Genomic DNA, 25953 nt, shown 5'->3' with positions numbered 1-25953 from the left:
ATCTTGTCTTTACCCCTACAAAGCAAGTTTAGACTTGATTTAGGCTTGACTTTTGTTTAAGCCCCACTATCAACTTTACAAAAATTTTTTTTACTTAACAAATAAAATCTTGACAAAGCCGTCACATCCGTTTAGATTGGGGAAAGAAAGTGCGATTTCAATATTTTTTGATACTCTGGACCCCACCAATCTATGTACCTCACACAACAAAACCTGCAGCACATCAACAGCATTACCCACGAAGGAAAAGTCCTCGTCTTTGCTACCGATGCCACCGGAAAAATTTCCTATACTGTTAAACAAGATGGGTTTGAGGATAGCTACCTCAATACACCCCCAGACCAAAGAACGGGTTGGGAAAGTTGGAAATCTTTGGAATTACCAAATGAAACTGATGATAAGTCAGTAATTGACCAAGAAACAGCCAAACTCACCCACCAAAAAGACACCAGCAATTTTATTCTCAGGTCGCGCTACAAAACTGACAATCAAACAGCAGTCGCCCCTGTTCAGGCTATTTCTGCTCTGGGACATATTTATGTTTTCCGCCAGTCCAAGTCTAATACTCTGTTAGTAGACCGTTTTGTGTTAGATGGGATGACCAATAAGCTAAACCGGAAATTAGAAGTCCGGTTTAAGCGCAGTAAGGAGAAGCACACGCCCACAAAAAATATGAATAAGGGGTCTAATGGACTGGTTAATATTGACACCTTAGACTTTCGTGATGCCAATGGTAACTTTTTCTACGAACCCACTACAGAATTGTGTTTAATTAATAACCTGCACAAAGGCTGGTTTTCTATAGTATTAGTTCCGACAATTGAAAATGATGTTCATCGCTGGCATATTTTCGCCTACAACAGCCAAACCCAGAAAGTGGAACTAACCACTATTCGGACATCAGAAGAAGGGTTATTTGAGGTCAAAGATTATACTGTTTTTGAAGAAATCAATGAAACCCTAGTTCCTCGTCAAATTGCTGGAATCATTAAACGAACCCTAGACATATCAGGAACAACAATTACAAACGGCTTAACCGCTACCAAATACGACCTCCAACAGGAACAACAAACCCAATCCGGGGAAATGCAACTGTTAAAAACAGCTACACGATTAATGTTAGCCATTCCCACTGACAAAGGAACAGCTACACTTAATTTTGCCATTGCTGGAGACGGAACTCTCGCAGAGATTGATGAAACCCCCCACAAAACCATCATTCGCAGTAAGACCAGAGAAATCCTCCTGCCCTTAAACACCCTTGATGAAATCAAAGCCCTAGCCGACAGAACTCCCCCTCCCCAAGGGATGATCACAGGATTAGCCGAAGGGACAGACGAAGATGATGCGGAAAATTTAGTCAAAATTGCCACCCAAGGTAAAGCCAGTGAATTGACGAATGGCGACTTGGTGAAAATCATGGGAACCAGTGATTATCAAGGGCTTTATCAAGCCAAAACCGTTGATGAAAATACCTTTGACCTTGACTTAAAAGTAACCCAAGGATTAGGTTACTGGGAAAAACAAGACGAAGAAGAAGGCGGCTTAATTTTTGATGGCATGATTACGGCCTACGAAAAGACGGCTGATGGTAAATTACGAGTAACCTGTCCTAATCATGGCTTAGAAAATGGCGATGAAGTCCAAATTGCCGGAACAGAAAACTATAACGACAGTTATCCCGTCAAAAAACTGGATGATACCCATTTTGTCATTGAACGTCAATGGGCAATCGGATCGGCTATTAATATTAAATTAGTCTCTCGCAAACGACGAGGTATTGTCTTCGATGGTACAGATGACCATGTTGCCCTGCCGGAAATGAATCATAACTACTCCAAAGGCATCACCGTCGAAGCATGGGTATGGTATGACAGTTTTAACAGTTGGTCAAGAATTATTGACTTTGGCAGTGGATCAGGTGTAGAAAACATTCTCTTTGCCAATGAAGGAACAACCAATAATCTAGGCTTCCATGTCTTTCAGGGAACAACATCACAGAGTATTACAGCTCCAGGTGTCTTAGAAACTGGAAAATGGATGCACTTAGCCGCTAGTATTGACGAGTCGGGTATTGCTACTCTCTACAAAAACGGTGAAGTCATCAAAACAGGGTCTGTTCATCTTCCTAAAACCATTAATCGGACTAAGAATTACATCGCCCGTAGTAACTGGAATGATAGCTATTTTCAAGGCAAAATCAGCGATCTCCGCATCTGGAAAACAAGCCGTACGGCTGAAGACATCAAAAATAGTATGTACCTGCAACTGACTGGCCAAGAAGTCGGTTTAGTTGGTTATTGGCGGTTGGGAGCAATTGCAGAAGGACAAGTGATTGACTTTTCCATTAATGGACAGAATGGTACTGTCTATGGCGATGCTTATGTCAGTGCGGCAACGCTCAACCGCAAACTCGCTGGAGGAACAACAGCAGTTAAATATAGCAATTCTGAGCTATTTGCTGTCAGCGAACGGGCAACTTATGAGGAAAGTTTTGAGTTTAAGATTAACTCAGCAAATCCGGTCGATCTAGCTTATTTAGACAATGCCGATGGTAAAAATATTGGCACGAAGATTTTTACCCTATCCTATTGGGGAAAAACCAGCCGCAGTGCGGAAGAGAAAAAGACCATTTCTGCGGTACAAAACAAGTCTGAAGACTTGGGGAATGGCTGGTATCGCGCTTCCTGCAATGTAACAATTCCCGATGAAGTGAGTCTGTTACGTTCCTTTGAAATTGCCAATGTTCATGGTGACTGGGAATCCTTAGAAATTCGCAAACACCGCATCCGTTTGTTGTCCGATAGTATTACAGAGGCGAAATACACAGATGGTGTGAATTTGGCAACTTTGGTGGATGACCATGCCACATTAGCGGCGAAGTTAAAAGCACTGGAGTTGAAAGAAAAACAGGAAATTGTTCTGCTCAAAGAAAAGCGAGAGTTAGAAGCAAAAATTGCTGCCTACAATGCTCAGGCTGCGACTAGAGCAGAGATTCAGAAATTAGAGAGTAAAATTGCAGCACTGACAACTGAAGAGCAAACTCTTAAATCTGCGTATCAGAATGCAGTTAATAGCCCATTTAACTACTTTTGCCAAATCAAATGTGCTCCTGGTGTCAGGAATGCTCATGGTACGGATTTCTATATCTGGGCGGAGCGAGACAGAGGCTATATCGTTGGACTGCCAGCATGGCAACCACCAGATAAATGGCAATTCATTCATCAAGGAGGGGATTTTTATTCCATCAAATGTGCCCCTGGTGTCGAGAATGCTCATGGTCCGGATTTCTACATTGATGCGGAGCGAAACAGAGGCTATATCGTTGGACTGCCAGCAAAATTGCAACCACCAGATGAATGGCAATTCATTCATCAAGGAGGGGATTTTTATTCCATCAAATGTGCCCCTGGTGTCGAGAATGCTCATGGTCCGGATTTTTATATCTGGGCGGAGCGAGACAGAGGCTATATCGTTGGAGTGCCAGCAAAATCGCAACCACCAGATAAATGGCAATTAATAAAATGCGAACCCTCAAATACGAATATCGATCTTGCTATTAACAAGATTGGGAGGAAGACACAAGAACTGCAATTAGCAAAGAATGACTTACAAAGACTTCAAAAAATATTAACTGCGACTCCTGCGGATAAAGCTGCTTGGGATGCGCGTCTGGCACAAGTGATTGCTTTAATCACTGCGCTTCAAACAGAGTTAAATACCCTGAACACTGACTTCCTGAATGCTGTCAAAAACACCCAGGCAAAGCCCCAAACTATGCCCGAAGTGGCTAAAGATAGCAAGGGGTTAGTGACTCAAGGAGCGTTACTTGGTTTTGTCCAATCTGCCAGCCGCCTCAATGCCATTGAAACTTGTGAAGGCAATGTCCAATTGAGTTATTTGGACAGGGAAGGACGGATGCGACAAACGAACTATGATGCCACAGCAGACGGAAAAAATGCCGCCTTTGAACAGTGGATTCCTGATGCTCAACGGGCTTGTTTGAACTTTAGCAACAGCAATAGTGTCGTTAAGTTAAATCAAGCCTTGTATCTTACCCCAGACTGGAGTATTGAAGCTTGGTTCGTTTATCCATTACCCGAAGCGGCAGAATGGAATACTTTAGTCCGAGGCAAAGATGCGGATCATCACATCCTGGTCAGAAATCGTAAACAGTTAGGGATTTATCTGACCAATGATTCTTTGGGGCAGAACTTTTACGATAGCGGTTTCAATATGGAGTTGTTAACCGAGGGATGGCATCATCTCACTGCTGTCGGTCGGGGAGATACTACGCTGTTTTATGTTGATGGCAAAAAAGTGGGTGATGTGAAAGCAAAAGCCCTAAAAGATGCGGAAGAGAATCTGAATAAAAACCCCAACGATGCTGCCGCCAAGAAAAAGGTTGAAGACCTTAAGAAAGCTAGTCTGAAATCTAATAGCCATGTTTATGCCATTGGTAACTATCAGGGAGGTGGGCAACCTTTTGGAAAAGTTGCCGAAGTGCGTGTTTGGAAAGTTGCCCTAAGTGATGATGAAATTGCCGTCAACAGCACCCTACTTCTGAGTGGCAACGAACCCGGTTTGCTGGCTTACTACCCCATGAGTGAAGCGACAGGAGTGGAAGTGCGCGACCATTCCGGTAATGGCTATAATGCCACGGTATCGGGGGCAAATTGGTGGGGTTGTACGGCCCCCATTGGCAAAGTTGACAATCCCAGTAGTGTCGATGCCCTCGTCTCTGCTGAGTACAGCACCGTGACTGTGGAATCATCCACGAAAACCAAGGTTGCCATTATGCGGCGGTTCTTTGCTTATCCTGCTACCAATGGAGTCACCCTGCTACCAGATAAGCGGATTGAAACCTTAGAACTTAAATGGATTGGTAACGCCCAATTTGCTCCTACTTTGTTGGGTTATATTGAAGGGCCACCCCCCGTACCCAGTGAAAACCTAACGTTGTCAGACGATTACAACGGTGCGACATCTGTAGAATTAACCATGTCGGAAGATGTGGCGTTTAGCTGGAACAGATCCCAAGATAGCGGGTTAGGTGCGAATGCCGAAATCTTTGCAGGTGGCGATACAGAAATGAATGCGGGTCTTGGACTCACAACAAAAATAGGGGCTATGCGTGCTGGTGTAAAAGGTAATTTGGACTTCAACTACCAGTTCCAAAATGAGAGCAGCATCACTTCTAGCTCGTCTTTGAGCATGAGCGATAAACTGGAACTGCGGGGTACACCAGAAGAAAGAGCTAAGTTCCCCCATTTGGGCACACGATTTATTCCCAAGAACATTGGCTATGCGTTGGTCGTTTCTGCGATTGCAGATGTGTTTGTCACCCGACTGGCTCGCAGTGGCAAAATGGTCGGCTACCAAGTGCAACCCGTTGACGGGATTCCCCCAGATGTCAACACCATCACCTTTTTGATGAATCCGGCTTACACGATGAACGGTAGCTTAGATGGGCTCACAGGTAGCAGTGCCACCACCGATCGCTTCTTCAAGCACGTTCCTGAAATGCGATCGCAGTATGGTTCTCTCTATCCCGCCAGTTACTATCGCCTACAAGAAGCTTACGACCTCAAACGCCAGATTGAAGCGGAAGATAAACGCCGAGAATCTTACTTCTCTAACTTTGATGTGCGTTTAGTCGATGAAACCTCTTTGGATCGGAATATCGACAGTGGCCCTGCATCCAGCACGATTGGGGTACAACGGGAAGAAGACAAACCCAGCACCGACATGACTGAGGAAGAAAAGAAAAAAGCCGAAGCAGAAAAACTGAAAAATGCGAAGGCGGATGCTGAGGCGATAGTCAATGAGAAAAGTTCTGCCACAAAGGCAAAACAAGCCGAAATACAAAGCAAAATTGATGACCAAGAGAAACGAGTGCAAGCCACAAACAGTTTTGCGGGTTGGCAAAAACGGATGGAAGATCTGCAAATTCGGGCGGGTAAACGCAATATCGTTAATACCTACGTTTGGGATGCCGATGGTGGGTTGCGAACTGAAGCCCAAAGCTTTGCCAATACCGTAGAACATACCATTGGTGGCTCTTTTAGTCTGAATGCGGGTTTAGGAGTTGAAGGGAAATTTGCTGCTGCTGCTGCTGTAGAACTCACTGTCCAAGCGACTGTTAACTTGACCCAAACCATGAGCAAAACGGAAGCTCGGAGCAAGGGCTTTGAGTTGAATGTGGACTTGGGAGGTCTGGAATATAAAGGCATCACCGACTACAACGACAACCCCATTCTACCCGGGGAAAAAGTCGATCGCTATCGGTTTATGAGCTTCTATCTCGAAGGTAGCACCAATCACTTCCAAGACTTCTTTAACTATGTGGTTGATCCAGAATGGTTAGCAAGTAATGATGAGGAAGCACGAGCGTTGCGTCAAGCTCAAGCGGGTAAACCCAACAAAGCATGGCGGGTGCTACACCGGGTTACTTATGTGGAACGTCCGGCCTTAATGGGTTTTGGTCGAGATGTCCGTAAATTAAAAGCGGCGGCGACAACCTCCGAAAATCAACAACTGTTGGATAAAATTGCCAAGCTGGAGAAGGATAACCGCAAACTCGAAGCGAAACTCGATCAAATCCTCCAGTATTTGCAACAGTCCAAATAAAAAGAAGGCATTGAGCCGAGATCCGTGTCAGTGCGATTTGTTCTGAAAAAACCCAGTATATGGGGGATTTCAGGCTTCAGTAGAGTAACTCCGTCAAGAGTTGAGTCCGCACTTTAATCCTCTGCTGATGACAACTTGATATCCATGTAGGTTAAAAAGAAATTTTTCTTTTTAAGTGCTGTTGACCTGTGTAACGAAACGTCCTTGAATTTTAAATAAATTAATGGGTATTTGGCTTGAAAATCAGATATTTCAGACAATACCCTAGATATTTCTTTGTAGGTTAGGTTACAAGGTTAGGACAATATTAAACCTTGTAATAAGGGTCATAACCTACTGTTGCGGTGTTGCGGTGTTCCCTAGCGCGTAGTGCTATAACTTGCCCAAACTGATACAGAATAGAGTTTTCAGGCTGAATGATCAAAAAATAAGGGGGTTTTAGCAATGGGGGGTGACACCCATCATTTTATGTGTTATAGTTCAATTATTAAGTAGATGCACCCTGAATTTATCTCCCGCAGTACGAACTGATAGGGAGATTTTTGTTTAGTTTGAAATTCCTATGCTGTCTTTCCATGTTAAGGGACTCTCGAATCGACCTATCCTCAAATATGGTTTTTTGGTGCTGACTGCTTGTATATTGTCTGTAACTTTAGCAAAATTACCCAATTTGGTTAATTCCCATTCCCCCACACCCGAAAAGGAAATTTTGGTGCGTCATTTCCTTTCCCATAGCTCAGACATCGCCAGTCACTATCAGCAAAATCAAACCAATTCTATTCCTAACTAAACCTAACCAAAAACCACCTAGGAATTTTCCTAAGTGGTTTTAAGAGTATAGGGGAATGGAGCATATGGGAATCGAACCCATGTCCAGAACAAGTATTTACTCCTCGCTCATTCACAGACTTAGCCTTTCTAATCCTCAAGGCGGGAACCCCTCATTATCCCGAAGGGTGGGATGCAATGGTTAAGTCTTAACTAACTTTTCAACCAAAGAAACTAAGTTAGAGCATCCGTTGGGGGTTTGTCTATTGTCCTTAACGGAGTCAAACAGTAGACGCTCGAACCTACTAGAGGTGTTTAGGCAGCAACAGTAGCCGCTTTACGAGCAAAAGGAACGATGTTGTTCGCAGTTACGTTTTTGTTTGAGTCTTGATTTACGAGAGTTGACTCACTCTCGGCCTGCATCACTCGGTAGCTTTCCTTACCCTGTCGAAACCAGTAATGCCCCTTACATATTTACTATATTACACAATATTTTGGCGATCGTCAAGTTTTTTCCTCTCGTCCACACTGTTAAAACAAGGAAAAAGTTGTAAATTGAGAGTCTGAGGATTAAGGAAATGGTATGCTAAGACAAAAGAAACCCGACCAAAAACTAATCGCCCAATATAATCACATGGGAGAGTATCGGCAAGTTGCTGTTAAGATTATAGATGATCGAGGGATTGAAAGAAAGTTTGAAGATTATTCAATTAACTTAAGAGACTCGGTTTCTGGATCTATGCTAGAATCGGTTAAAATTTTTAATTTCAAGAGGATTTAACTATGATTTTAGCTATCAATAAAAAAGATGTAATTTTAGAGAACATCGAAACTCTAACAGTACAACAACAGGAAGCAGTTTTAGAATTTATTGAATTTTTGCGATATAAAGCGCAAAAGCAGGAGGAACAGGTAGAGGAAAAACAACCAATTTCTGCTTATGAAGCAGCGAAAGAGTGGGCGGGATGTGTAGACTTTGGCCCTGGTGATTTAGGGACAAATAAAGAATATTTAAAAGGTATGGGTAAAAAATGAAAAGAAACATATTACTAGATACAGGGGTGTTACTGACATTTATTAATAAAAGAGAAAAACTACATCCCTGGACAAAGGAACAATGGAAAATGACTAAAAATTCACGAAAAAATGGTTAGTTACTTAAAAGATTTATTGATTATCAATTGTTCTAAGTCTAAATATTCACAACCAGAATTTTTACCAGCAATTGAACGTTACAATGGCGTGGCTTTTCGAGTTGTACGAAAGTTTTTACAGGAACAAACAACTGATTATTTAGATATTTTTATTTTATCTGCTAAGTTTGGACTGATACCTGCTTATCAGTTGATCCCTAATTATGATCAGAAGATGGATCGGGCGCGATCGCAAGAATTAAAACCTTTAGTGAATGTAAAATTTAATGAACTTTTGCAAAGTGGTTTTTACAAAAGATGTTTATTGTGCATGAGTAAGGATTATGTCCAAATTTTTGACTATGATCAAAAAAATTTGCCTAAATCGATCACTATTACTATTGCCAATGGTACAATCGGGAGGAAACTTTCTGTATTATATCAATGGCTCTATGGTCAAGCTCCTGAATACTTACATACTCCCAAAGAAAATGCTATCAAGGGAAAAGCGGAGCTTAAGGGAATTGAAGTTAGTTTGAGCAAGGCGGAAATTTTAGCTATTGCTAGACAAGGTTTAAGGGAAAGTCAAGGTAAACCCTATAATTATCAAACTTGGTATATCTTAGTTGATAATGAAAAAATATCTCCTAAATGGTTAGTGAGTCAGTTAACTGGATTACCTGTGGGTTCTTTTCATTCTATTAAGGCTAGGCAAATGTTACAGCAATTAGGTATAGACATTTATTCTGATTTGTAAATTATGACAGAAGAATTTAATAGACAATTAACTTTATTTGATGTAGAAGAATTTACTCAAGAAAGTATAAAAATCCAACAGCAGCCTCATATTTTAATTAAGCTACAAGAAAACGCTTTAACTGTTGCTGAAAATTTACGAGGTAATTATTTTGAAAATACAGCTAAATTAATTAGTTTTTTGCGTCAGCAGAACCAAAAAAATAATCTTTTTAAAATTGAAAATATTGGTCAACCTCAATGGTCTGATTTTAAGAATGAAGTGGTAACTTTTATTGATGGTGGGGTTGGTCAAATTGAAATGGCAAGTCCTGTTCCTGTTTTAATAAGAGTAGGTTCTTATAAAGTAAAAACAGGAGAGCATGATATTTCTAAAAGAGAAGAATTTGCTTATTATCCGATCATTTTTGGTGATTTAGAAGGAGGAAGCAAAGAGCGAAAGGATTTTGTAGATATTGTTAGGATAACCTCTGAACTTTTAGGTGCAATTGCAGCTTTAGAAAGAACACCTGATTTAAAGGTTTTAATGATTCATGGCCCTTTAGTTTATATGATGAGTGCTTATGCGGGTCATAGTCCTTTTACGGAAAATGATATTGATTTATTTTTAGAACATTATGCTGGTTCTGAAAAATTTGCTCAAAAACTCAAAGAAGATTTCTTGAAAGATGCTGAATTAATTTATCCTAAGATGACTTCTCATCATCAAGATTTAATTAATAAAAGACTTTTTGAACCTTTAACTTGGATAGCTTTTCTTTATAAAAGATTAATAAAGGAAGCCAAAAGCAGTAAACGAACAATTAAACCTCTAATTATAGGAGTTATTGAACGCAATAACCTTAGAGAATTTAGTTTTCGTATTTTTAATGAAATTTTTGATGGTTTACGGAAAAATAATCAATCAGATTATTTTAATAAATTGTATGGAAGAAGTGATCTTAATGATCCTAAAGTTTTGTTAGATCGCTTAAATTATACAGATACTTTATTATTATCAATGCTTCTGGAGACTCAAGAATTTTCTGAACCTTGGGAAATTAGCAATAAATATGAAAACCTTGGTAAAGGCAAAATGTATTTGCCTAATGAATCTTCGGAAAAAGATTATAATTGGTCTTATTTGAAGCCATCTACTCAAAGAAAAAACTCTTTTCCTAGAATAACTGGTTTTTATTTAAAAGTTTCCGATACAACTGAACCCATAAGAATTGAGGTATTTAGCGATTTGGGAAAAGAACAAATTGCAGAAGCCACTAAACGAGTTTTTCTCTATAGTCAGCTATTACCCGGATATGGTTTTCCGGTTGGTTTGGATGTGGTTGATAAATATGCTAAAGTTCCTAAATGGATGACTGATGCTTATGCCAAACAGATTCAATATCATTTAGCCGTTAGTTTACAAAGTGGTAAAATAACAGATGAAGAAATGCGTAAACTGTTAATCCAATCTATTTGTATGACTAAAAGAGATTGGTTATTTCGCCCTAATGTTTAAACAAACAAATTAATTAACTTGAGTGAGGTAAATTACCATGACTAAAGCTACAGAAAAAAAACAACCCAATCAAACTGTTAATAATGATAATTATGTTGGCACTTTAGTAGGAGAAAGTACCAGCAGTGAATTTCGTTTAGCAGTAACACCAGAAGCAATCAAAGAACAAGATATTATCGCTGTTAATGCTGAATTAAACTCAAAGGAAAGTGATAAATCGGAAAATATCCGTATTTGGGCTAAAGTTCAAAAAATTGAAAGACAAAATCCTCTTTTTCCACAAGAATCAGGACATGAATTAGCTTTTACTCGTACTAATCCTTTTGACACAGTAATGTCATTAAGTCGGGAAATGGTAACAGCAGTTTGTAAAATTTTAGGTTGTGAATCCCTAGATAATCCTACCAGTGGTCAGTTGGAAAAATTACGTTATCCCCCTAAACCTGCTTCTAGTGCTTATCGTCCAGATAAGGAAGATATTGCTCGTATTGTTGTCGGTAAATTGGTACAAAATTTACAAGAAGATAGTATAGATCCTAGTTTAGATATTGCAACTCTTGCTAATCGTCCAGACATAGATGTAAAAGTTGATGGTGATGCGATAGTTACTCGTCACTTAGCAATTTTAGCAATGACAGGTGCGGGAAAAAGTTGGACTGCTAGAATAATTATTGAACAACTAGCACTAAAAAACTATCCTATTATTATTTTCGATCCTCATGGAGAGTACACAGTATTAGGCGAAATAGATAATTTGAAAGATAAAGTTAATCTTTATTCTACCCAGTTTCCTATATTTTCTGAAGATGCAGATAAAGTAATGACAATAGTTGAGTCTCTGTCAGGTTATAAGCTTTATAAAACAGCAAGTGAAAATTTTGGATTGATATTTGAAACAGCACAAAAAATCATTAATTTGCCAGAGCCCGCAAGAAAAGATATAGCCAAATGGTTGAAATTATCTAATCCTTGTAGTGTAAATAAAATAGGCGATATTCAGGAAAATTTATACTTTTTAGGAGATTTTTCTGAGGCTATAATTCAGGCAGGACTTTCTCAAAATAAAACTTTTTTTCAAGAAATTGAAGAGTACACGAAAGCTGAATTTATTAAAGACGATAAACTGGTAATTGATAAGACAGTATCTAGAAATATCAAGGGTATGGTTGGGAATATAAGAACGGCAGCTAAAAAGATTAGGCAAATGGAAATGGTTAATCAAAAAAGTTCAAAAACTCAAAAAACTATTCCACAAGATAGAAAAGAGTTGGTTCAATTTGGTAAGATTAGTGTCTTATCATTAGCCGGTTATGATGATAATTTCCGCTCTACTATATATAGCTTGATTGCAGAAGAAATTTTTGAAGCTCGTGTTAGAGATGAATTAAAATATCCTGTCTTATTTATTCTTGAAGAAGCTCATAATTTTGTCCCTGCACAAGCAAATAACTCATTAGCTAAAGAACGTTCAATTTCTATAACTAAACAAATTGCACAAGAGGGACGTAAATTTAAGGTAGGTTTAATGTTAATTAGTCAACGTCCCTCCAGACTGGATGAAACTACTTTAGCAATGTGTAATTCTTATATTATTATGCGAATGCTTAACCCTGCTGACCAAAGTTTTGTCAGAAAAGTAATAGAAAGTTTGGGAGAAGAAGAGACAAAAATGTTACCTGATTTAGCAGATGGCGAGGCCATTTTATCAGGAGAATTTACTACTTTTCCAATTCTTGTTAAAATGAAAAAACCACAATCTCAAGGTAAGCGTCAAGAAAAAAATGCGTTTGATGCTTTAAAAGACGAATATCAAAAATCAAAAAATAAATAATCAAAAAAGGTAAAAATATTTGCAAATTGTAGCTGGTTTTGGTTTAAAAGGAATAAAACCCCGTGTGTGGGATCAAACATCACCGTATTACTTAAAAGACTTACAAGCGGTGATGATTTCTTATGCTGATTTTCATAAAATGCCTAGTCAAAGAAAACAAGCAATGGAAAAAGGTTTACATGAACATTTAGGTGTACCTAAAAATGTGAAATTTTATCTTGATAATGGGGCTTTTTCCTTTGTCAAAAATAATGAAGAAGTACCTGTTAAAGAATATGTTGAATTTGTGAGAGAAGCAAAACCAGATTGGTTTCCTATTCCTCAAGATTTTATTCCTACTCCAAAAATGACATTAGAGGAACAAGAAGAATGTTTTAATAAAACAATGAATATGAACTTTCGCTATTATCAAGGTGATTATGTTCCTGTTGTTCATATTAGTAATTTTTTAGAAAAATATATTGAAAAAATTATTGAAAGTAAAGCTTTGTCAAATAAACCTTATATTGCTTTAGGAGGAATTGTCCCCAATTTATTAAGAGCATCTAAAGCAATTCCCTATAAACAAATTATAGATAATTTAATTCATTTTCGCCAACAATTTCCAGATCAAAAGTTACATATTTTTGGAATTGGGGGAACGGCAACCTTACATCTTGCTGGATTATTAGGTATTAATTCGGTTGATTCTAGTGGGTGGCGCAATCGTGCAGCCAGGGGTTTAATACAACTACCCGGAACAGGCGATCGCATAATTTCTCAACTAGGAAATTGGCGAGGGAGAACTATTAGTAAAGAGGAAGAAGAAAAGCTGAAACAATGTCAGTGTCCAGGTTGTAAACAAGGTGGTTTAGAAGGGCTTAAAATTAGTGGCGGAATTGGTTTTTATAATCGAGCAACTCATAATTTATGGGTATTACTAGAAGAAGCTAGACAAATTCAAGAACATTTACACATATTAAAAGATTATGAAACTTGGTATCAAGAACATTTAGATAATACAACTTATCGCCCTTTAATCCAGGAACTAATTTTAGAACTTAAATTATTTACAAATTAACTAATAAAAATTTGGTAGTGTTGCATTGATTGCTTTCTCTCAAAATTACCCGAATGGGAGCAAAAGAATTTAAAACAATTTTGGCTACCTACCTACTCACCCCAGCTAAATTTAATTGAGATCTTGTAGAAATTTATTAAATACGAAGGTATGGAACCGAAGCATAACGCACCGGAATACCTGTCTGATCTTGAATTTCTTGGGCAAAATTTTGTAAAACAGACGGACTAACGGATTTTAATTTTATGGTCTGATAGGGTAGGTTTTCTAGTGGGGAATGATTTTCCCGTCCAGCTAATTCATGTTTTAACGGTTTGGGACGGGTGGGAGTATTCAGTTGAATTTCAGTGGGTGCGATCGCTTTTACCCAACGGAGATATTCTTGGCGCTCCGACTCTGACCAAGGAGATAAAAGCATCGTTTGTAGTCCCAATTCTCCGGGGAAAATTCGACTAAATTCTTGAATATCATTAAGTAACTGGGTTAGATTAATTTCCTTTACGGGTCGATTTACTCTTTCCAGTTGGGCGGTAGAAATTCCATCGAGTTTTATAGAGACGCGATCGGCTAAAGCTAATTGTTTTCTAACTTGCGGATCAAATAAAGTTGTACCATTAGTTAATACTAATGTGCGACGATGAGTTAAGATTTTAATTGCTATCAGAATTTCCCCTAAATTCGCCGCCAAAGTTGGTTCTCCACTCCCGCTTAAAGTAATTACATCCACATCCCAAGGGGAAAATTCTATTAATGCTTGTAATATCCGATCCGTCGCCACATAAATTTGGCGTTGCTCGGTTTTTAGTTCAATTTCTCCCAGTTGACAATAAACACAGTTAAACGAACAGGTGGAAATCTCACCAATCGGATCAATTCCCAAGGATTTCCCATATCGCCATGAAGATACAGGGCCATAAACCGGGGTAAATTCTGAGGGGGATGGTTTTATAGTTGTCATATTAACTTAACCCATTTCTTGATAAACAATTCCCAATAGGCCAGCCACAAACAGTAACATCATAATTCCCAACAAACCCGCCAAGGGTTTACCTCCTAACCCCGTTACCCATTCTGGAACCTTCCCAGAAGCCGTAACACTTCCCAGGGTATCCACACTCGTGATTCCCCAAATCCAACCACCGTGTAGTCCGATAGCTAAACCTAAAGAACCTTGATCGTAAAAACAAGCGAAAGCCAACACCATTCCCATTAACCCCAGTCCGGGTAATTGGGGTAAGGTGTTGCGGACTTCCCAAAGCAGATGGCTGAGGGCAAAAATCAAGCTGGCGATGGTCGCCGCCACAAACCAGGAATAATCTTGCTGTAATTGTTTTTGTAAAAATCCTCGAAATATTAACTCCTCTGTACTGCTAATCCACAGAGCAATCAGCAAAATCGGCAGTAAAATAGATGCTTTTTTTCCTAACTGAATCCACCTATTTCTAGGGTGCAGATCGGCATTCAAGGTTGAGGACTGTTGATCGGTTTGCACAGATTCCTGGGGTCGCCAATGACTCAAACCCAGAACAAATTGAAATCCAAACAATAGGATCAGGCTGATAACAGCTAGACTGAAACCAATGGCAGTGGATTGAAAAAACTGCGATCGCCAACTTAAACCATAATCCCAGAAGGATTGACCCTGAACTTGGCTAATTTTCCACAAAACTATCGGGGCAATTCCATAAAGAGGCGCCAGCAACCCCAATTTTTGGGTTTCATTTAGGGGTTGAGGAGGACGCCAATTCAGAGTGATCGCACTGATAACAGCAATTGGCATCCATAGACCCATCCACACCCCAAAAAAAATTATAATTTTAATCGGGGTTGGTGCATTTACCAGCCATGAAAACGTCATTTTAATGGCTCAGGTGGTAGAATTTACTCTTCTTCGTCACCGCCAGCATCTTTACCATTTTCGACTTGAATCAGGTGAATATGCTTGTATCCGAGCTTGATATCAAACTCATCCCCCGGTTTAAGTCCCATTTCTTTGGTATAGGTTGAGCCAATCACAATTTGACCGTTTTTGTGAACGCTCACCATATAAGTTGCTTCCCGACCCCGACCATCTTTTGTACCATCGGGACTGAGCGGAATACCCCGTGCTTTGAGCACTGCGTCATAAAAATCCGTGAGATTGACCCGGACTTGACTGTCCTTTGTCGTGCTGTAATAACCGCACAGCTTTGCTGTTTCACGCCGAGGCATATGAGACAGTTCTTTTACTTTTTGAAGCAGAGCCTTTCCGGTTAAGGGAGTTGGTGCAGGTTTATTCATGTTCTTCTTAATCTCCTTACTTCTCTATGGGGTAATTTTTATCCAATTAAACTTTTTGGAGTTATAAGAAATAATATATACTTAAATACATCAATTTGACAAATATTTTTTTTCTCAGTTACAAATCTTTCCATATAGCGAATCACCATCTTCCCCCAGGGGAAAAAAGCCGGACTTAAAAATCCCATTATCATTGAACCGGGCAAGATTGACTTATTCGATGGTACTTGAACCCATCTGTTGTTTTTGTCTGGAAATTTCTATGGCCTTCCTCTTTGGTGGCTTCCGAGTCACACCTAAGCAATTTTTTAATCAAGTCTTCTGCCAAGGTAAAAATGCTCTATCCTCACCACCCCATCCCATTAAAAAAGATCCGCCATCAAAGCAGATCAATACATCCGTGATCACGGGGTAAGAGGTAATAGGTAAGAGGTAATAGGTAAGAGAAAGAGTTTACCTCCCCCTGCTCCCGGTGCTCAACGGTTAGACTTAATGATTTGTTCTAATGCTTTTAAAGAGCGGTAGAGTTCGGGTAATCGTCTATAAATAGCAGCAGTCTTTAAATAGAGTTTATTGGCGAGCGCCGGAGAACCGGAAACCACCTCTCCGGGTGAAATATTATTATGAACCCCAGATTGAGCCGTAACAATTACCCCATCCCCTACTTTGACTTGATTAGCAATGCCAACTTGACCCGCGAGTAACACCCCGTTACCAACGGTGACACCCCCAGCTAATCCCACTAGGGCGGCAAAGGCGCAATTTTGTCCAATCGTACAACCGTGACCAATATGAACTAAATTGTCTAATTTTGTGGCTTTCCCGATGCGAGTTTCTCCCACCGCCGGACGATCAATTGTGCTATTACATCCGACTTCTACCCCGTCTTCTAAAACCGTAATTCCCGATTGTTCCATTTTCAGCCAACCCGAATCTGTCGGCACAAAACCAAAGCCTTCAGCACCAATTACAGCCCCACTATGAATCACACAATCACAACCGATTTGGGCGCGTTCATGGATTGTACAATTGGCGTGTAAAATGCTGCGATCGCCAATTTTCACCCCTGGATAAATTACGACATTTGGATGTAAACAAACCTGATTTCCGATGGTAACTCCCCCTTGAATCACAACATGGGGGCCAATATAAACTTCCTCTCCAATTTGGGCACTTGGATCAATCACCGCCGTCGGATGAATTTGGGGTTGGGGTTGATAGGGTTGATAAAATAAAGCGATCGCCTGGGCGAAAAAAGCCCTAGGATTTGCTACGGAAATCCATGCCTTACCCCCGGCTGTGGCTTGATTTTGTAACGATTCATCTAAGGGCAAAATCAACGCACTCGCGGCAGAAACCTGCACAAAGGAAGCAAATTTTAATCCATCAATATAACTGAGAGTTCCAGAAGTTGCCGTATCCACCGCCGCCACTCCTTGAATATCGGGATTAAGGGTGGGGTCATGGATCAAACTATGAGCATCAATTCCAGGGTTGAGTTTTTCAACCAGTTCACTAAATTTCATTCTTAAGAAGAATACCAGGGGTAGGAAATTTTAATTTTAGGCAGTGGAATATAACCGATTATATTATTAATCCGATCTCCTGTTAACAAATTTTGGTCAAAAAAAATAAACAAAGGCTCCGGGTGCTAGTCAGACAGTTTTAATTGCAATGAAGCAAAACCCTTGGGGAGAAAACCATCTCTAGTATTAAAAGAGTGATCCTATAATATTAAATAGACTCGCGCTCACCAAGAATCCACTTGCCTTTAGGCAGTAGAGTGTCAACGAACTGGACTAATAAATATGAATAATCCTCTCGACAATGGCTCCCAATATGACCTAGATTCCATCTTTAATCAACTGATCCAATCCCTAGACATCGACCCCCAGCAACACCCTATTCCTGAACAGACACACCATAATATTATGTCTGTCCCTGATTTCAATAGTTACGACCCCCATCATCCTCATTTTGATATCTCTAACTCCGGTTGGAATGGGGAACATGATCAAGGTTTGCAGAGTTCTCCTCTCCCTAATTTTGACTATCCTACCCCGGAATTTAATACAATTGGGACGGACTTAGAACAATTTAATCCCTATCAACTACCCGAACAGACGGACTATTCCACAGGATATCAAACCGATCACCATTTGGGAGGCATGGGAGAACACTCGCAACAAATGTCTACCTTTTCCGCAATGCACAGTTCCGATCCTGTAGAAAAGGGAGATTCTAATAGTGTCACAATTTATTCAAATGGTGATGTTTATTGGGATAGAAGTGGCGGACAAGCTGGACATATTGATGGGCAAAAATTTTATAATACTGGCGACCATTATATCGGGCATTTAGGTGCTGATATGAAGGTCTATGATGCCCATGAAAAATGTATTGGTTGGGTGGATGCCAAAGGTCATGCTTATACCTTAGATGGGGCGATTTTTGCCGAAGGAAAGACACCAATTTGGGCGGCGACGGTGTTAGTTTATAACCTCTCTAGTCCCGCTTAAAACGTTGTTGGGCTTTAGCCCCCTCTGGATTTGTTGTTGGGCTTTAGCCCCCTCTAAACTCGTTGTTAGGCTTAAACCCTCAAGAAGAATGGGCTGAAGCCCAACAACGAGGGAAATTGATTTCTACAGAATTTATTAACAGGAGATGGAAAAATGGAACCTTGGAAATGGTTGAATATGGGTTTAGAAGTGGTATCTCGATTTGTGCTTCAAAAAGCCTTGGTAGATGGTCAAAGGGGAAATACGGATAAAATAGTAGCCAACAATGCTGCAATGGAGGAAAAACGACAACAAATTCAATTAGCACAGTACAAATTACAATGTGTACAAGTTGCGAATAATGCTGTAATAGAGGAAAAACGACAAGAAATTCAATTAGAACAAATTAAATTACAATATATCCAAAATCAAGAAAATCGAGAATTTCAAGCCCAACAAGGTGAACTCAATCATCAACGCCAAAAGGAATTACAAGAATATATCCAAAGCGTTAATTTAGCTATTCACAAAAGCAATATCGAATTTCAACGCTGGCGTTTTGAACAGGAACAAACCCTCCAAAAAGAATTAACAACCTATGGTCGAGAAACTCAATTAATAGTAGCTGAATATCACCGAGAAACCGCGCTCAAAGTTGCCTATAACCAAGCAGAAGTTCAGAAAATTTTTGCTAATTGGCCGTTAACATTAACTCCGGCGCAAATTTTAGAATCCTACAATAATAGTTTAATTCCCCTGCGAGTTATTACTGCGCCACCAAGAGTTGAGTTTGACCGTTTTGCCACCACGCCGCAAAATTTCCCTGATATTGAAAAATTCTTGGATCAAAAAATACGCGATTTTTTTGCTCAGTATTCTCAACAGGGAAGACCCATCGAATTTTTAGCCAGGGCTTGGGAAAGCAAACGCTTTCATAGTGAAGCCAGTACTAAAGCTTTATTCGGGATGCTAAAATCAGAACCGACATTAATATTAGAGTCGGAATTTGATGGAGATTATCTCAATTTCAGAATCGCCTATTGGACAATAGGACAACCCAATTATTCCTATCAAACCATTATTTCTCAACTGTCCTATCGGGATATTTTATATGATTCTGCTAAAACTCGCGCCCGCAAATGGAAAGTTACAAAAGACCAACTATTAGCAGGCGGAAAAACCCAAGATTATATTGATAAACGGGGCGGGGATAATGAAATTAATCTGAAAATTTTGGAAGAAGAACAAAGTTTACAAGAGGAGGGAATAGACATTGATGAGTTAGAAATTCACTATAAAATTAATAGCAAGCATTTTGAAGATTTGTACCAGTTTTTAATCACCTGTCATTGTCTAGTCGCAGGTTGGATAGCTGACACTCATCATTTATTTCTCCATGATTTCACGCCTTTATTACCGCAATTACTCCCAGATTTAACTCAGAATATCCCAGAAGGAGAAGTTGCAGATTCAGTAATATGGATGGTCATTTCTGGCTATGAACAAATCTACAAAATCCTAGAAGCAGAAAGTTCTCACCGTCTCCCTGAATTAATCCTAGAATTAGCCCAGGGTTTAGTCAATTTACCCAATAAATCTTGGGCTAAAAATCAATTAATTAATTCTGTAGAATCTTGGTTGAAGTTAAGAAACCCCAGAAACCCGGTTTCTGAATTATGGGATACCGTTAATTCCGTGGTCATGGCTAAGGATTTAGACTATATTGAAAAAATCAATAATTTGTTAGAATCCTTGGGAGAAACTCACCGCGTTAATATTATTCAATCTTGTTATCAACGGGGACAAAACCATTGTCAACAGGGAGAATATACTACCGCCATTGATGATTTTACCCAAGTCTTGTTACTCGAACCTAATTCCCCCGATGCTAATTATAATCGCGGATTAGCCTATAGTAAATTAGGGGAATATTCTGCCGCCATCGAAGATTATAACCAAACCTTGCGACTGAATCCTAATTATGTCGGAGCTTACAATAATCGCGCTAATGCCTATTATAAATTAGGAGAATATGAAAAAGCGATCGCAGATTACAATTCCTGTCTCGCCCTTAATCCTAATTTACCCGATGTCGCCCATAATCGGGATGTTGCTCAAGGAGTTTGGGATGAAAAACGCCGTCAGGGACAAACGGAAGTAGAAACAAAACGCCGTCAGGAGGAAGAAATAAAACGTCAGGAAGAAGCAGAAAAACGCCGTCAGCAAAAGGAATTTGAGTTTGATGTGATTACCGCTAACGCCCAAGGAAAGGAAACCAAACGAGAACGCCGTCGGGCTGAATTTTTTAAAGAAGATTTAGGCAATAATATCAGTTTAGAAATGGTATCCATTCCTGGGGGAACTTTTATGATGGGTGCAGTCCAAAATGAAGCAAATGCGAGTAGCGACGAATATCCCCAACATCCCGTTAATATTGCTGCATTTTCTATGGCAAAATATCCCATTACTCAAGCTCAATGGGAAGCTATTATGGGAAATAATCCTTCTAATTTTAAAGGCGCAAACCGACCCGTTGAGAATGTAAATTGGCATCAAGCGCAGGAATTTTGTCAGCGACTTTCCCAAGAAACAGGTAAAACCTATCGTTTACCTTCTGAAGCGGAATGGGAATACGCCTGTCGCGCTAAAACTACAACTCCTTTCCATTTTGGTGAAACCATTACAGCCGATTTAGCTAATTATGAATGTAATCGTAATCAAACCACCGATGTCGGTAGTTTCCCTCCAAATGCCTTTGGATTATACGATATGCACGGCAACGTTTGGGAATGGTGCGCTGACCCTTGGCATGAAAATTATACTGGTGCGCCAGATAATGGAAGTGTTTGGGAGTCGGGCGGAAATACTCAATTAAGGTGTGTGCGGGGCGGTTCGTGGATCTACGATCCTGCTGTCTGCCGTTCTGCTTATCGTAGCACCGTTCACCCCGACTACTTCTACGGCGACTACGGCTTTCGGGTTTGTTGGGTTGTTGGTGCGTCCCTGGTTAGTGTGCAGGACTTTTAGCCCTGTTTTCTTTAGCCCTTTAGCCCTTTACCCTTCTTTCTTCTTTTCCCTTCTTCCCTTTTCGCGCGTCAGCGCGTTTAAAAATTTTTTTTTCAGGGGGAGCCCCTTGTTCCCTGGTTCTACCAGGGAATGCTATCTTAGAGGCTCCGCCTCCGTTGAACAGCAGGCGGAGCCTGCCAGAAAGCATTGCGAGGTAGAACCTCGCAACGAGGAAAGATGACTGAAGAAACCCGATTTCTGAACACCTATAAGTATTCCGAGACTTCTACCTTATGATTATAGGAAACCAAACTATGACAACAACACAGGTACAAAAACTAACATTTGACAACTTTTTAGAACAATGTCCAGAAACAGGAATCTATGAATTTGTGAAGGGAGAAATTGTAGAAGTGAGAGCAACAAGAAACCATGATGATGTAGCCAATTTGCTTTTATTCTGTTTTAATGATGAAATTAGAAGACTTAATCTTAATTTAGTTGTAACTAATACTGCGGTGATCAAAACGGTAACAAAAGATGGCTTAGAACAGGGTAGAAATCCTGATGTTAGTGTGATTGACCGAACAATTTGGCGTTCTAATCGTTCTGATTATAATGCCTTAGAAGTGCCAATTCAGTTAGCAGTAGAAGTGACATCAACGAATTGGGAAGATGACTATGTAGATAAATTAGAAGAATATCAACGGTTAGGAATTTCTGAATATTGGATTGTAGACTATTTAGCGATCGCTTCCAGGGCTTACTTAGGAAATCCTAAAATTCCGACTATCTTTGTTTACTCTCTGGATGAAAAAGGTCAGTATCAAAAAACTCAATTTATAGGAACTGATCGGATTATATCACCCACTTTTTCGGAATTATCCTTAACAGCAGAACAAGTGTTAAATGCTTAAAAAAAATCTGGTTTCTGTACGGTATAAATATGTGGGAAAATTAATTAATGAAAGTTCGTGAGGTACTAAAGCGATTAGAAGCGGATGGATGGTATGAAGCAAGAATGCGCGGAAGTCATCGAGTGCTAAAACATCCTAAAAAATCCGGTATCGTTGTTGTACCGGGTAATTTTTCTGATGAAGTTGCCATTGGAACTCTCAAAAGTATCTGGAAACAAGCACAATTAGAGGATAAACCATGAAAGAATATATTGTAATTTTTGAATTGGCTGGGAGTAACTATTCTGCTTATGTTCCCGACTTACCCGGTTGTATTTCTACAGGAAAAACCTTAGAAGAAACCGAAAATAATATTAAAGAAGCGATTGAATTGTATATTGACACGCTGCGGGAAGATGGTCAAGCTATTCCCGAACCTTCTCTAACGGTTAAGGCAATTTCTGTAGCCGCTTAACGAGTCGAGAAACCGGGTTTCTGACTTAACCTTTGCTGCATAATAGAAAGATAGCTGAAGAAACCCGATTTCTGAACACCTATCAGCAATTGGAGAAATTACAATTGAGACAGTAATCTCTCATAATCTGTGTGTGAACCAATCCAAAACCAAATAATGATATCTCCTTCTAACTGTCCAACGGCTCGATAATCCTTGTTAATTCTAGCCGAATAAATTGGTAATTCTGGATGTACCTTTTTGAAACGAAGGCTTGGATAATGGGGATCTCGTTTGAATTGTCGATAAGCTTCACGAGCCTGGTTTTGGACTTGCTTTGGCAGAGTGGCAAATGCTTTACGGAAAGAGAAAGTTGTTCGTGATTTCACAGCGTTTCTGGATCTAACTCTTGGGTTTGTCCAGCGTGGTATTCAGCCATTGCATTAGCTGCTAGTTTAGCAAGAGCATCGGGTGATTGAGCAAAGGCACTATCCCACCGCATTTCTGCTTCGAGTTCCTGTAAAATTAGAGTGGCGATCGCATCTTGTTCAGTGGGGGATAAAATTTTCAATTGGGCGATCGCACGTTCAAGTAACTCGGTCATATTCCTAAAAGATATCTCAAAGATTACTGATAGCAATTATAGCACTAATCCCGAACCTTGCCTGAAGATTAAGGCAATTTCTGTAGCCACTTAACGAGTCGAGAAATCGGGTTTCTGCCTTAACCTTTACTGCATCATAAAAAGATGACTGAAGAAACCCGATTTCTGAGCACCTAGATCCGAATTGCTTATAAACGCCGCAAAAATGCCATAGACTCAACATGGGAGGTTTGTGGGAAAAAATCCGCAGGTTGTACCCGTACTAATTCATAAACTCCGGTTTCACATAAAATCTTCAGATCTCGTGCTAGAGTAGCAGGTCTACAACTAATATAAATTAAGTGTTGCGGTTGCATATCTAGTAGGGTTTCTAAGACCGTGCGATCGCATCCTTTCCGGGGAGGATCAAGCAAAACAATATCAGGTTTATACCCCAAATTGGGTAATAACTTTTGCACCGTTCCTAATTTAAACTCCACTTGATCAAGTTGATTAAAAATCGCATTTTTTCGAGCTTGTTCTATGGCGGTTTCTTGGACTTCTAAACCCATGACTTGAGGAAGATCGGAGCCCTGAATTGAACCTCCTTGTTTTTTCAATAAATAGGAAGCTAGGGGTAAAGTAAAGGTTCCAATGCCACAATAGGCATCAACAATGCGTTCAGTTCCTTGTAAATTAAGTTGCTGTAGCATTATTTCTAATAACCCTTCCGCCACTTCCGTATTCACTTGAAAAAACGTATCGGGGCCCAGAAAAAACGTTAACCCCCCAAATTCTTCTTTTAAATATGGATGACCCGCTAAACATCGGGTTTCCTGACCAAAAATCACATTAGTTTGATCGGGATTTAGATTTAAACAAACTCCTTGTAACCCCGGATATTGTTCTAACCAAGTTTCCGCCTGTTCGGTGAGTCCGGGTAAACTAGCTTGGGTGGAAATTAGGGTTAATAACATTTCCCCGGTACGCCGTCCAATTCTCAAGGATAGATGGCGAAGTTTACCCCGATGTTGGGCTTCATCATAAATTGACCATCCCCGGTTTTGAATATCCTGTTTAATATTAGCTAATAAAGGATTTAACCGTTGATCCTGTACCGGACATTGATTTAAGTTAACCAAACGATGGCTATGTTTTTGGAAGTAACCCGCCTGAACTTGACCCGTGGCTGACCTTCCTAGGGGATAGGTAACTTTATTGCGATAGCCTAATTCCGACTCTCCTGCTAATACCTGATCTACCGGAGGATCAATAAATCCTCCAATTTTTTCTAAGGTTTTAACCACTAAATTTCGCTTACTTTGTAGTTGCAGCGCATAATCAATATGTTGCCACTGACATCCCCCACATTTATCCGCCACAATACATCGAGGGGAAATCCGATCATTTGATGGGCTTAAAAGTCGGTCTAACTTGCCTTCTGCATATTTGCTTTTAACCCGCACTAACCGCACCCGCACCATATCCCCAGGAACCGTATCAGGAACAAATATAACCCGCTCTTGGTAACGACCGACGCCACTACCTTCATCGGTCAAATCTGTAATTTCGACTTCAACTTGTTGCCCTTGTTGCCACATTATTAATCAGTTATCAGTTATCAGTTATCAGTTATCAGTGTAGAGACTGCCTTCACCCTATGGGCGCGTTTGTACCAGTTATCAGTCGTAATTGGGTTGATCAAGATTTTAGTTGATTTAAAAAAATCTCTCCAGAACCTGCCTCTACACGCTAAACAGTGAAATAAAGTCAAGATTTATTTTACTCCAAATAACTGCTAACTACCTCTTAACTGATCGCTGATGACTGATGACTGATGACTGATTAACCGTTGAGGGTTAAAAATTAAGAATTGTTAAGGGTATTCATACTGAACCTGGGCAGATAACTCTTGACTCTGCCTGCTCTCCACGACTTTGCACAGGTGTTTCCACCCGACTTTGATCACCATAGGCGAAAGTTTACGGGGTTATGACTTCCCCTGTTCCCCTCAAGTCGCTAAACTACTTAATGGTATCTTGAAAAACTTTAATAGCCCTTGAGGTTTTAGATGACAGTAATTAGCCAAGTTATTCTCAAAGCTGATGATGAACTCCGTTATCCTAGCGTTGGTGAACTCAAAAACATCAATGACTTTTTAAAAACGGGTGAACAGCGCGTGCGAATTGCTTCGACCATTGCGGATAATGAAAAGAAGATTGTAGACCGTGCTAGTAACCAACTGTGGAAAAAACGCCCTGATTTTATTGCCCCAGGTGGTAATGCTTCAGGATCACGGGAGCGAGCCCTATGTATTCGGGACTATGGTTGGTATCTGCGGCTGATTACCTATGGAATTCTTTCGGGTGACAAAGATCCCATCGAAGATATTGGTTTAATCGGCGTCAAAGATATGTATAACTCTTTGGGTGTTCCGATGCCTGGGATGGTGGAAGCGGTTCGTTGTCTCAAGGAAGCGTCTCTGGCGTTACTCGATGACGAAGATGCTAAGGAAGCATCCCCCTACTTTGACTTTATCATTCAAGCCATGTCGTAATTT

At 40.0% G+C, this 25953-nt stretch carries 22 protein-coding genes and 1 other RNA gene; 15 read left to right on the top strand and 8 right to left on the bottom strand.

Annotated elements, in window-relative coordinates; translation table 11 throughout:
- Positions 1–192: 192 nt before the first annotated feature.
- The gene (locus AC559H_RS09795) at positions 193–6630 is read left to right on the top strand and encodes a LamG domain-containing protein (protein ID WP_026794450.1); all 6438 of its coding nucleotides are present in this window, start codon (positions 193–195) and stop codon (positions 6628–6630) included.
- Between the two features lie 562 nt (positions 6631–7192).
- On the top strand, positions 7193–7420 hold the full coding sequence (locus AC559H_RS09790; RefSeq protein ID WP_026798489.1) for a hypothetical protein: 228 nt from the start codon (positions 7193–7195) through the stop codon (positions 7418–7420).
- A gap of 53 nt (positions 7421–7473) precedes the next feature.
- Here the strand turns inward: AC559H_RS09790 and ssrA are convergent.
- Positions 7474–7864, bottom strand: a transfer-messenger RNA (tmRNA) gene (gene ssrA, locus AC559H_RS09785).
- A gap of 117 nt (positions 7865–7981) precedes the next feature.
- On the opposite strand from ssrA, the gene AC559H_RS09780 reads away from it, so the two are divergent.
- The 6 genes from AC559H_RS09780 to AC559H_RS09755 all read left to right on the top strand — a co-directional run bounded on the left by AC559H_RS09780 (position 7982) and on the right by AC559H_RS09755 (position 13676).
- A complete protein-coding gene (locus tag AC559H_RS09780; RefSeq protein ID WP_026794449.1) occupies positions 7982–8179 on the top strand; it encodes a hypothetical protein in 198 nt (65 codons plus the stop codon).
- 2 nt (positions 8180–8181) lie between these two features.
- Positions 8182–8433, top strand: a complete 252-nt coding sequence (locus AC559H_RS09775) for a hypothetical protein (RefSeq protein ID WP_026794448.1) — start codon at positions 8182–8184, stop codon at positions 8431–8433.
- 111 nt (positions 8434–8544) lie between these two features.
- A complete protein-coding gene (locus AC559H_RS09770) occupies positions 8545–9288 on the top strand; it encodes a DUF6884 domain-containing protein (RefSeq protein ID WP_026794447.1) in 744 nt (247 codons plus the stop codon).
- 3 nt (positions 9289–9291) lie between these two features.
- Positions 9292–10785, top strand: coding sequence for a DNA double-strand break repair nuclease NurA (locus AC559H_RS09765; RefSeq protein ID WP_026794446.1), 1494 nt, complete (start codon positions 9292–9294; stop codon positions 10783–10785).
- 37 nt (positions 10786–10822) lie between these two features.
- A complete protein-coding gene (locus tag AC559H_RS09760; protein WP_026794445.1) occupies positions 10823–12616 on the top strand; it encodes an ATP-binding protein in 1794 nt (597 codons plus the stop codon).
- A 19-nt stretch (positions 12617–12635) separates the two neighbouring features.
- Positions 12636–13676, top strand: a complete 1041-nt coding sequence (locus AC559H_RS09755; RefSeq protein WP_026794444.1) for a tRNA guanosine transglycosylase family protein — start codon at positions 12636–12638, stop codon at positions 13674–13676.
- Between the two features lie 136 nt (positions 13677–13812).
- On the opposite strand, the gene AC559H_RS09750 is transcribed toward AC559H_RS09755, so the two are convergent.
- The 3 genes from AC559H_RS09750 to AC559H_RS09740 are packed head-to-tail and all read right to left on the bottom strand — an operon-like array spanning position 13813 to position 15956.
- Positions 13813–14634, bottom strand: a complete 822-nt coding sequence (locus tag AC559H_RS09750; RefSeq protein ID WP_026794443.1) for a radical SAM protein — start codon at positions 14632–14634, stop codon at positions 13813–13815.
- Positions 14635–14640: 6 nt separating this feature from the next.
- Entirely contained in the window at positions 14641–15534 is an 894-nt protein-coding gene (locus AC559H_RS09745; RefSeq protein WP_036831810.1) for a CPBP family intramembrane glutamic endopeptidase, read from the bottom strand.
- A gap of 23 nt (positions 15535–15557) precedes the next feature.
- Positions 15558–15956 carry an AbrB family transcriptional regulator gene (locus AC559H_RS09740; RefSeq protein ID WP_026788990.1) on the bottom strand — a complete coding sequence of 133 codons (399 nt, stop codon included), beginning with the start codon at positions 15954–15956 and terminating at the stop codon, positions 15558–15560.
- A 262-nt stretch (positions 15957–16218) separates the two neighbouring features.
- Between AC559H_RS09740 and AC559H_RS09735 the strand changes: the two genes are divergently transcribed.
- On the top strand, positions 16219–16371 hold the full coding sequence (locus AC559H_RS09735) for a hypothetical protein (RefSeq protein ID WP_155806194.1): 153 nt from the start codon (positions 16219–16221) through the stop codon (positions 16369–16371).
- Between the two features lie 61 nt (positions 16372–16432).
- On the opposite strand, the gene lpxD is transcribed toward AC559H_RS09735, so the two are convergent.
- A complete protein-coding gene (gene lpxD, locus AC559H_RS09730; protein WP_026794441.1) occupies positions 16433–17482 on the bottom strand; it encodes a UDP-3-O-(3-hydroxymyristoyl)glucosamine N-acyltransferase in 1050 nt (349 codons plus the stop codon).
- Between the two features lie 282 nt (positions 17483–17764).
- On the opposite strand from lpxD, the gene AC559H_RS09725 reads away from it, so the two are divergent.
- The 5 genes from AC559H_RS09725 to AC559H_RS09705 all read left to right on the top strand — a co-directional run bounded on the left by AC559H_RS09725 (position 17765) and on the right by AC559H_RS09705 (position 22831).
- Positions 17765–18475, top strand: coding sequence for a hypothetical protein (locus AC559H_RS09725; protein WP_026794440.1), 711 nt, complete (start codon positions 17765–17767; stop codon positions 18473–18475).
- Between the two features lie 153 nt (positions 18476–18628).
- Positions 18629–21481: an SUMF1/EgtB/PvdO family nonheme iron enzyme gene (locus tag AC559H_RS09720; RefSeq protein ID WP_051319526.1), complete on the top strand. Its 2853-nt coding sequence runs from the start codon at positions 18629–18631 to the stop codon at positions 21479–21481.
- Positions 21482–21774: 293 nt separating this feature from the next.
- A complete protein-coding gene (locus tag AC559H_RS09715) occupies positions 21775–22377 on the top strand; it encodes a Uma2 family endonuclease (protein WP_026794439.1) in 603 nt (200 codons plus the stop codon).
- 47 nt (positions 22378–22424) lie between these two features.
- Positions 22425–22619 carry a type II toxin-antitoxin system HicA family toxin gene (locus AC559H_RS09710; protein WP_026794438.1) on the top strand — a complete coding sequence of 65 codons (195 nt, stop codon included), beginning with the start codon at positions 22425–22427 and terminating at the stop codon, positions 22617–22619.
- Positions 22616–22831: a type II toxin-antitoxin system HicB family antitoxin gene (locus tag AC559H_RS09705; RefSeq protein ID WP_026794437.1), complete on the top strand. Its 216-nt coding sequence runs from the start codon at positions 22616–22618 to the stop codon at positions 22829–22831. Before AC559H_RS09710 ends, AC559H_RS09705 begins: the two co-directional genes overlap by 4 nt.
- Positions 22832–22929: 98 nt before the next feature.
- Here the strand turns inward: AC559H_RS09705 and AC559H_RS09700 are convergent, their stop codons facing one another.
- From AC559H_RS09700 to rlmD, 3 genes are all read right to left on the bottom strand, one after another.
- Positions 22930–23199 (bottom strand): type II toxin-antitoxin system RelE family toxin, encoded by a 270-nt coding sequence (locus tag AC559H_RS09700; RefSeq protein ID WP_026794436.1) that lies wholly within the window; start codon positions 23197–23199, stop codon positions 22930–22932.
- Entirely contained in the window at positions 23196–23414 is a 219-nt protein-coding gene (locus AC559H_RS09695; RefSeq protein ID WP_026794435.1) for a hypothetical protein, read from the bottom strand. The genes AC559H_RS09700 and AC559H_RS09695 overlap by 4 nt, the downstream gene beginning before the upstream one ends.
- A gap of 188 nt (positions 23415–23602) precedes the next feature.
- Positions 23603–24994, bottom strand: coding sequence for a 23S rRNA (uracil(1939)-C(5))-methyltransferase RlmD (rlmD, locus tag AC559H_RS09690; RefSeq protein WP_036831813.1), 1392 nt, complete (start codon positions 24992–24994; stop codon positions 23603–23605).
- A 470-nt stretch (positions 24995–25464) separates the two neighbouring features.
- On the opposite strand from rlmD, the gene AC559H_RS09685 reads away from it, so the two are divergent.
- Positions 25465–25950: an allophycocyanin subunit alpha-B gene (locus AC559H_RS09685; RefSeq protein ID WP_026794433.1), complete on the top strand. Its 486-nt coding sequence runs from the start codon at positions 25465–25467 to the stop codon at positions 25948–25950.
- Positions 25951–25953 lie beyond the last annotated feature (3 nt).

Origin of the sequence: Planktothrix prolifica NIVA-CYA 540 (genome assembly GCF_963864145.1) — a bacterium.
In the GTDB taxonomy this organism is placed as follows: domain Bacteria; phylum Cyanobacteriota; class Cyanobacteriia; order Cyanobacteriales; family Microcoleaceae; genus Planktothrix; species Planktothrix agardhii.
This window is presented reverse-complemented; position numbering and strand designations above follow the sequence as displayed.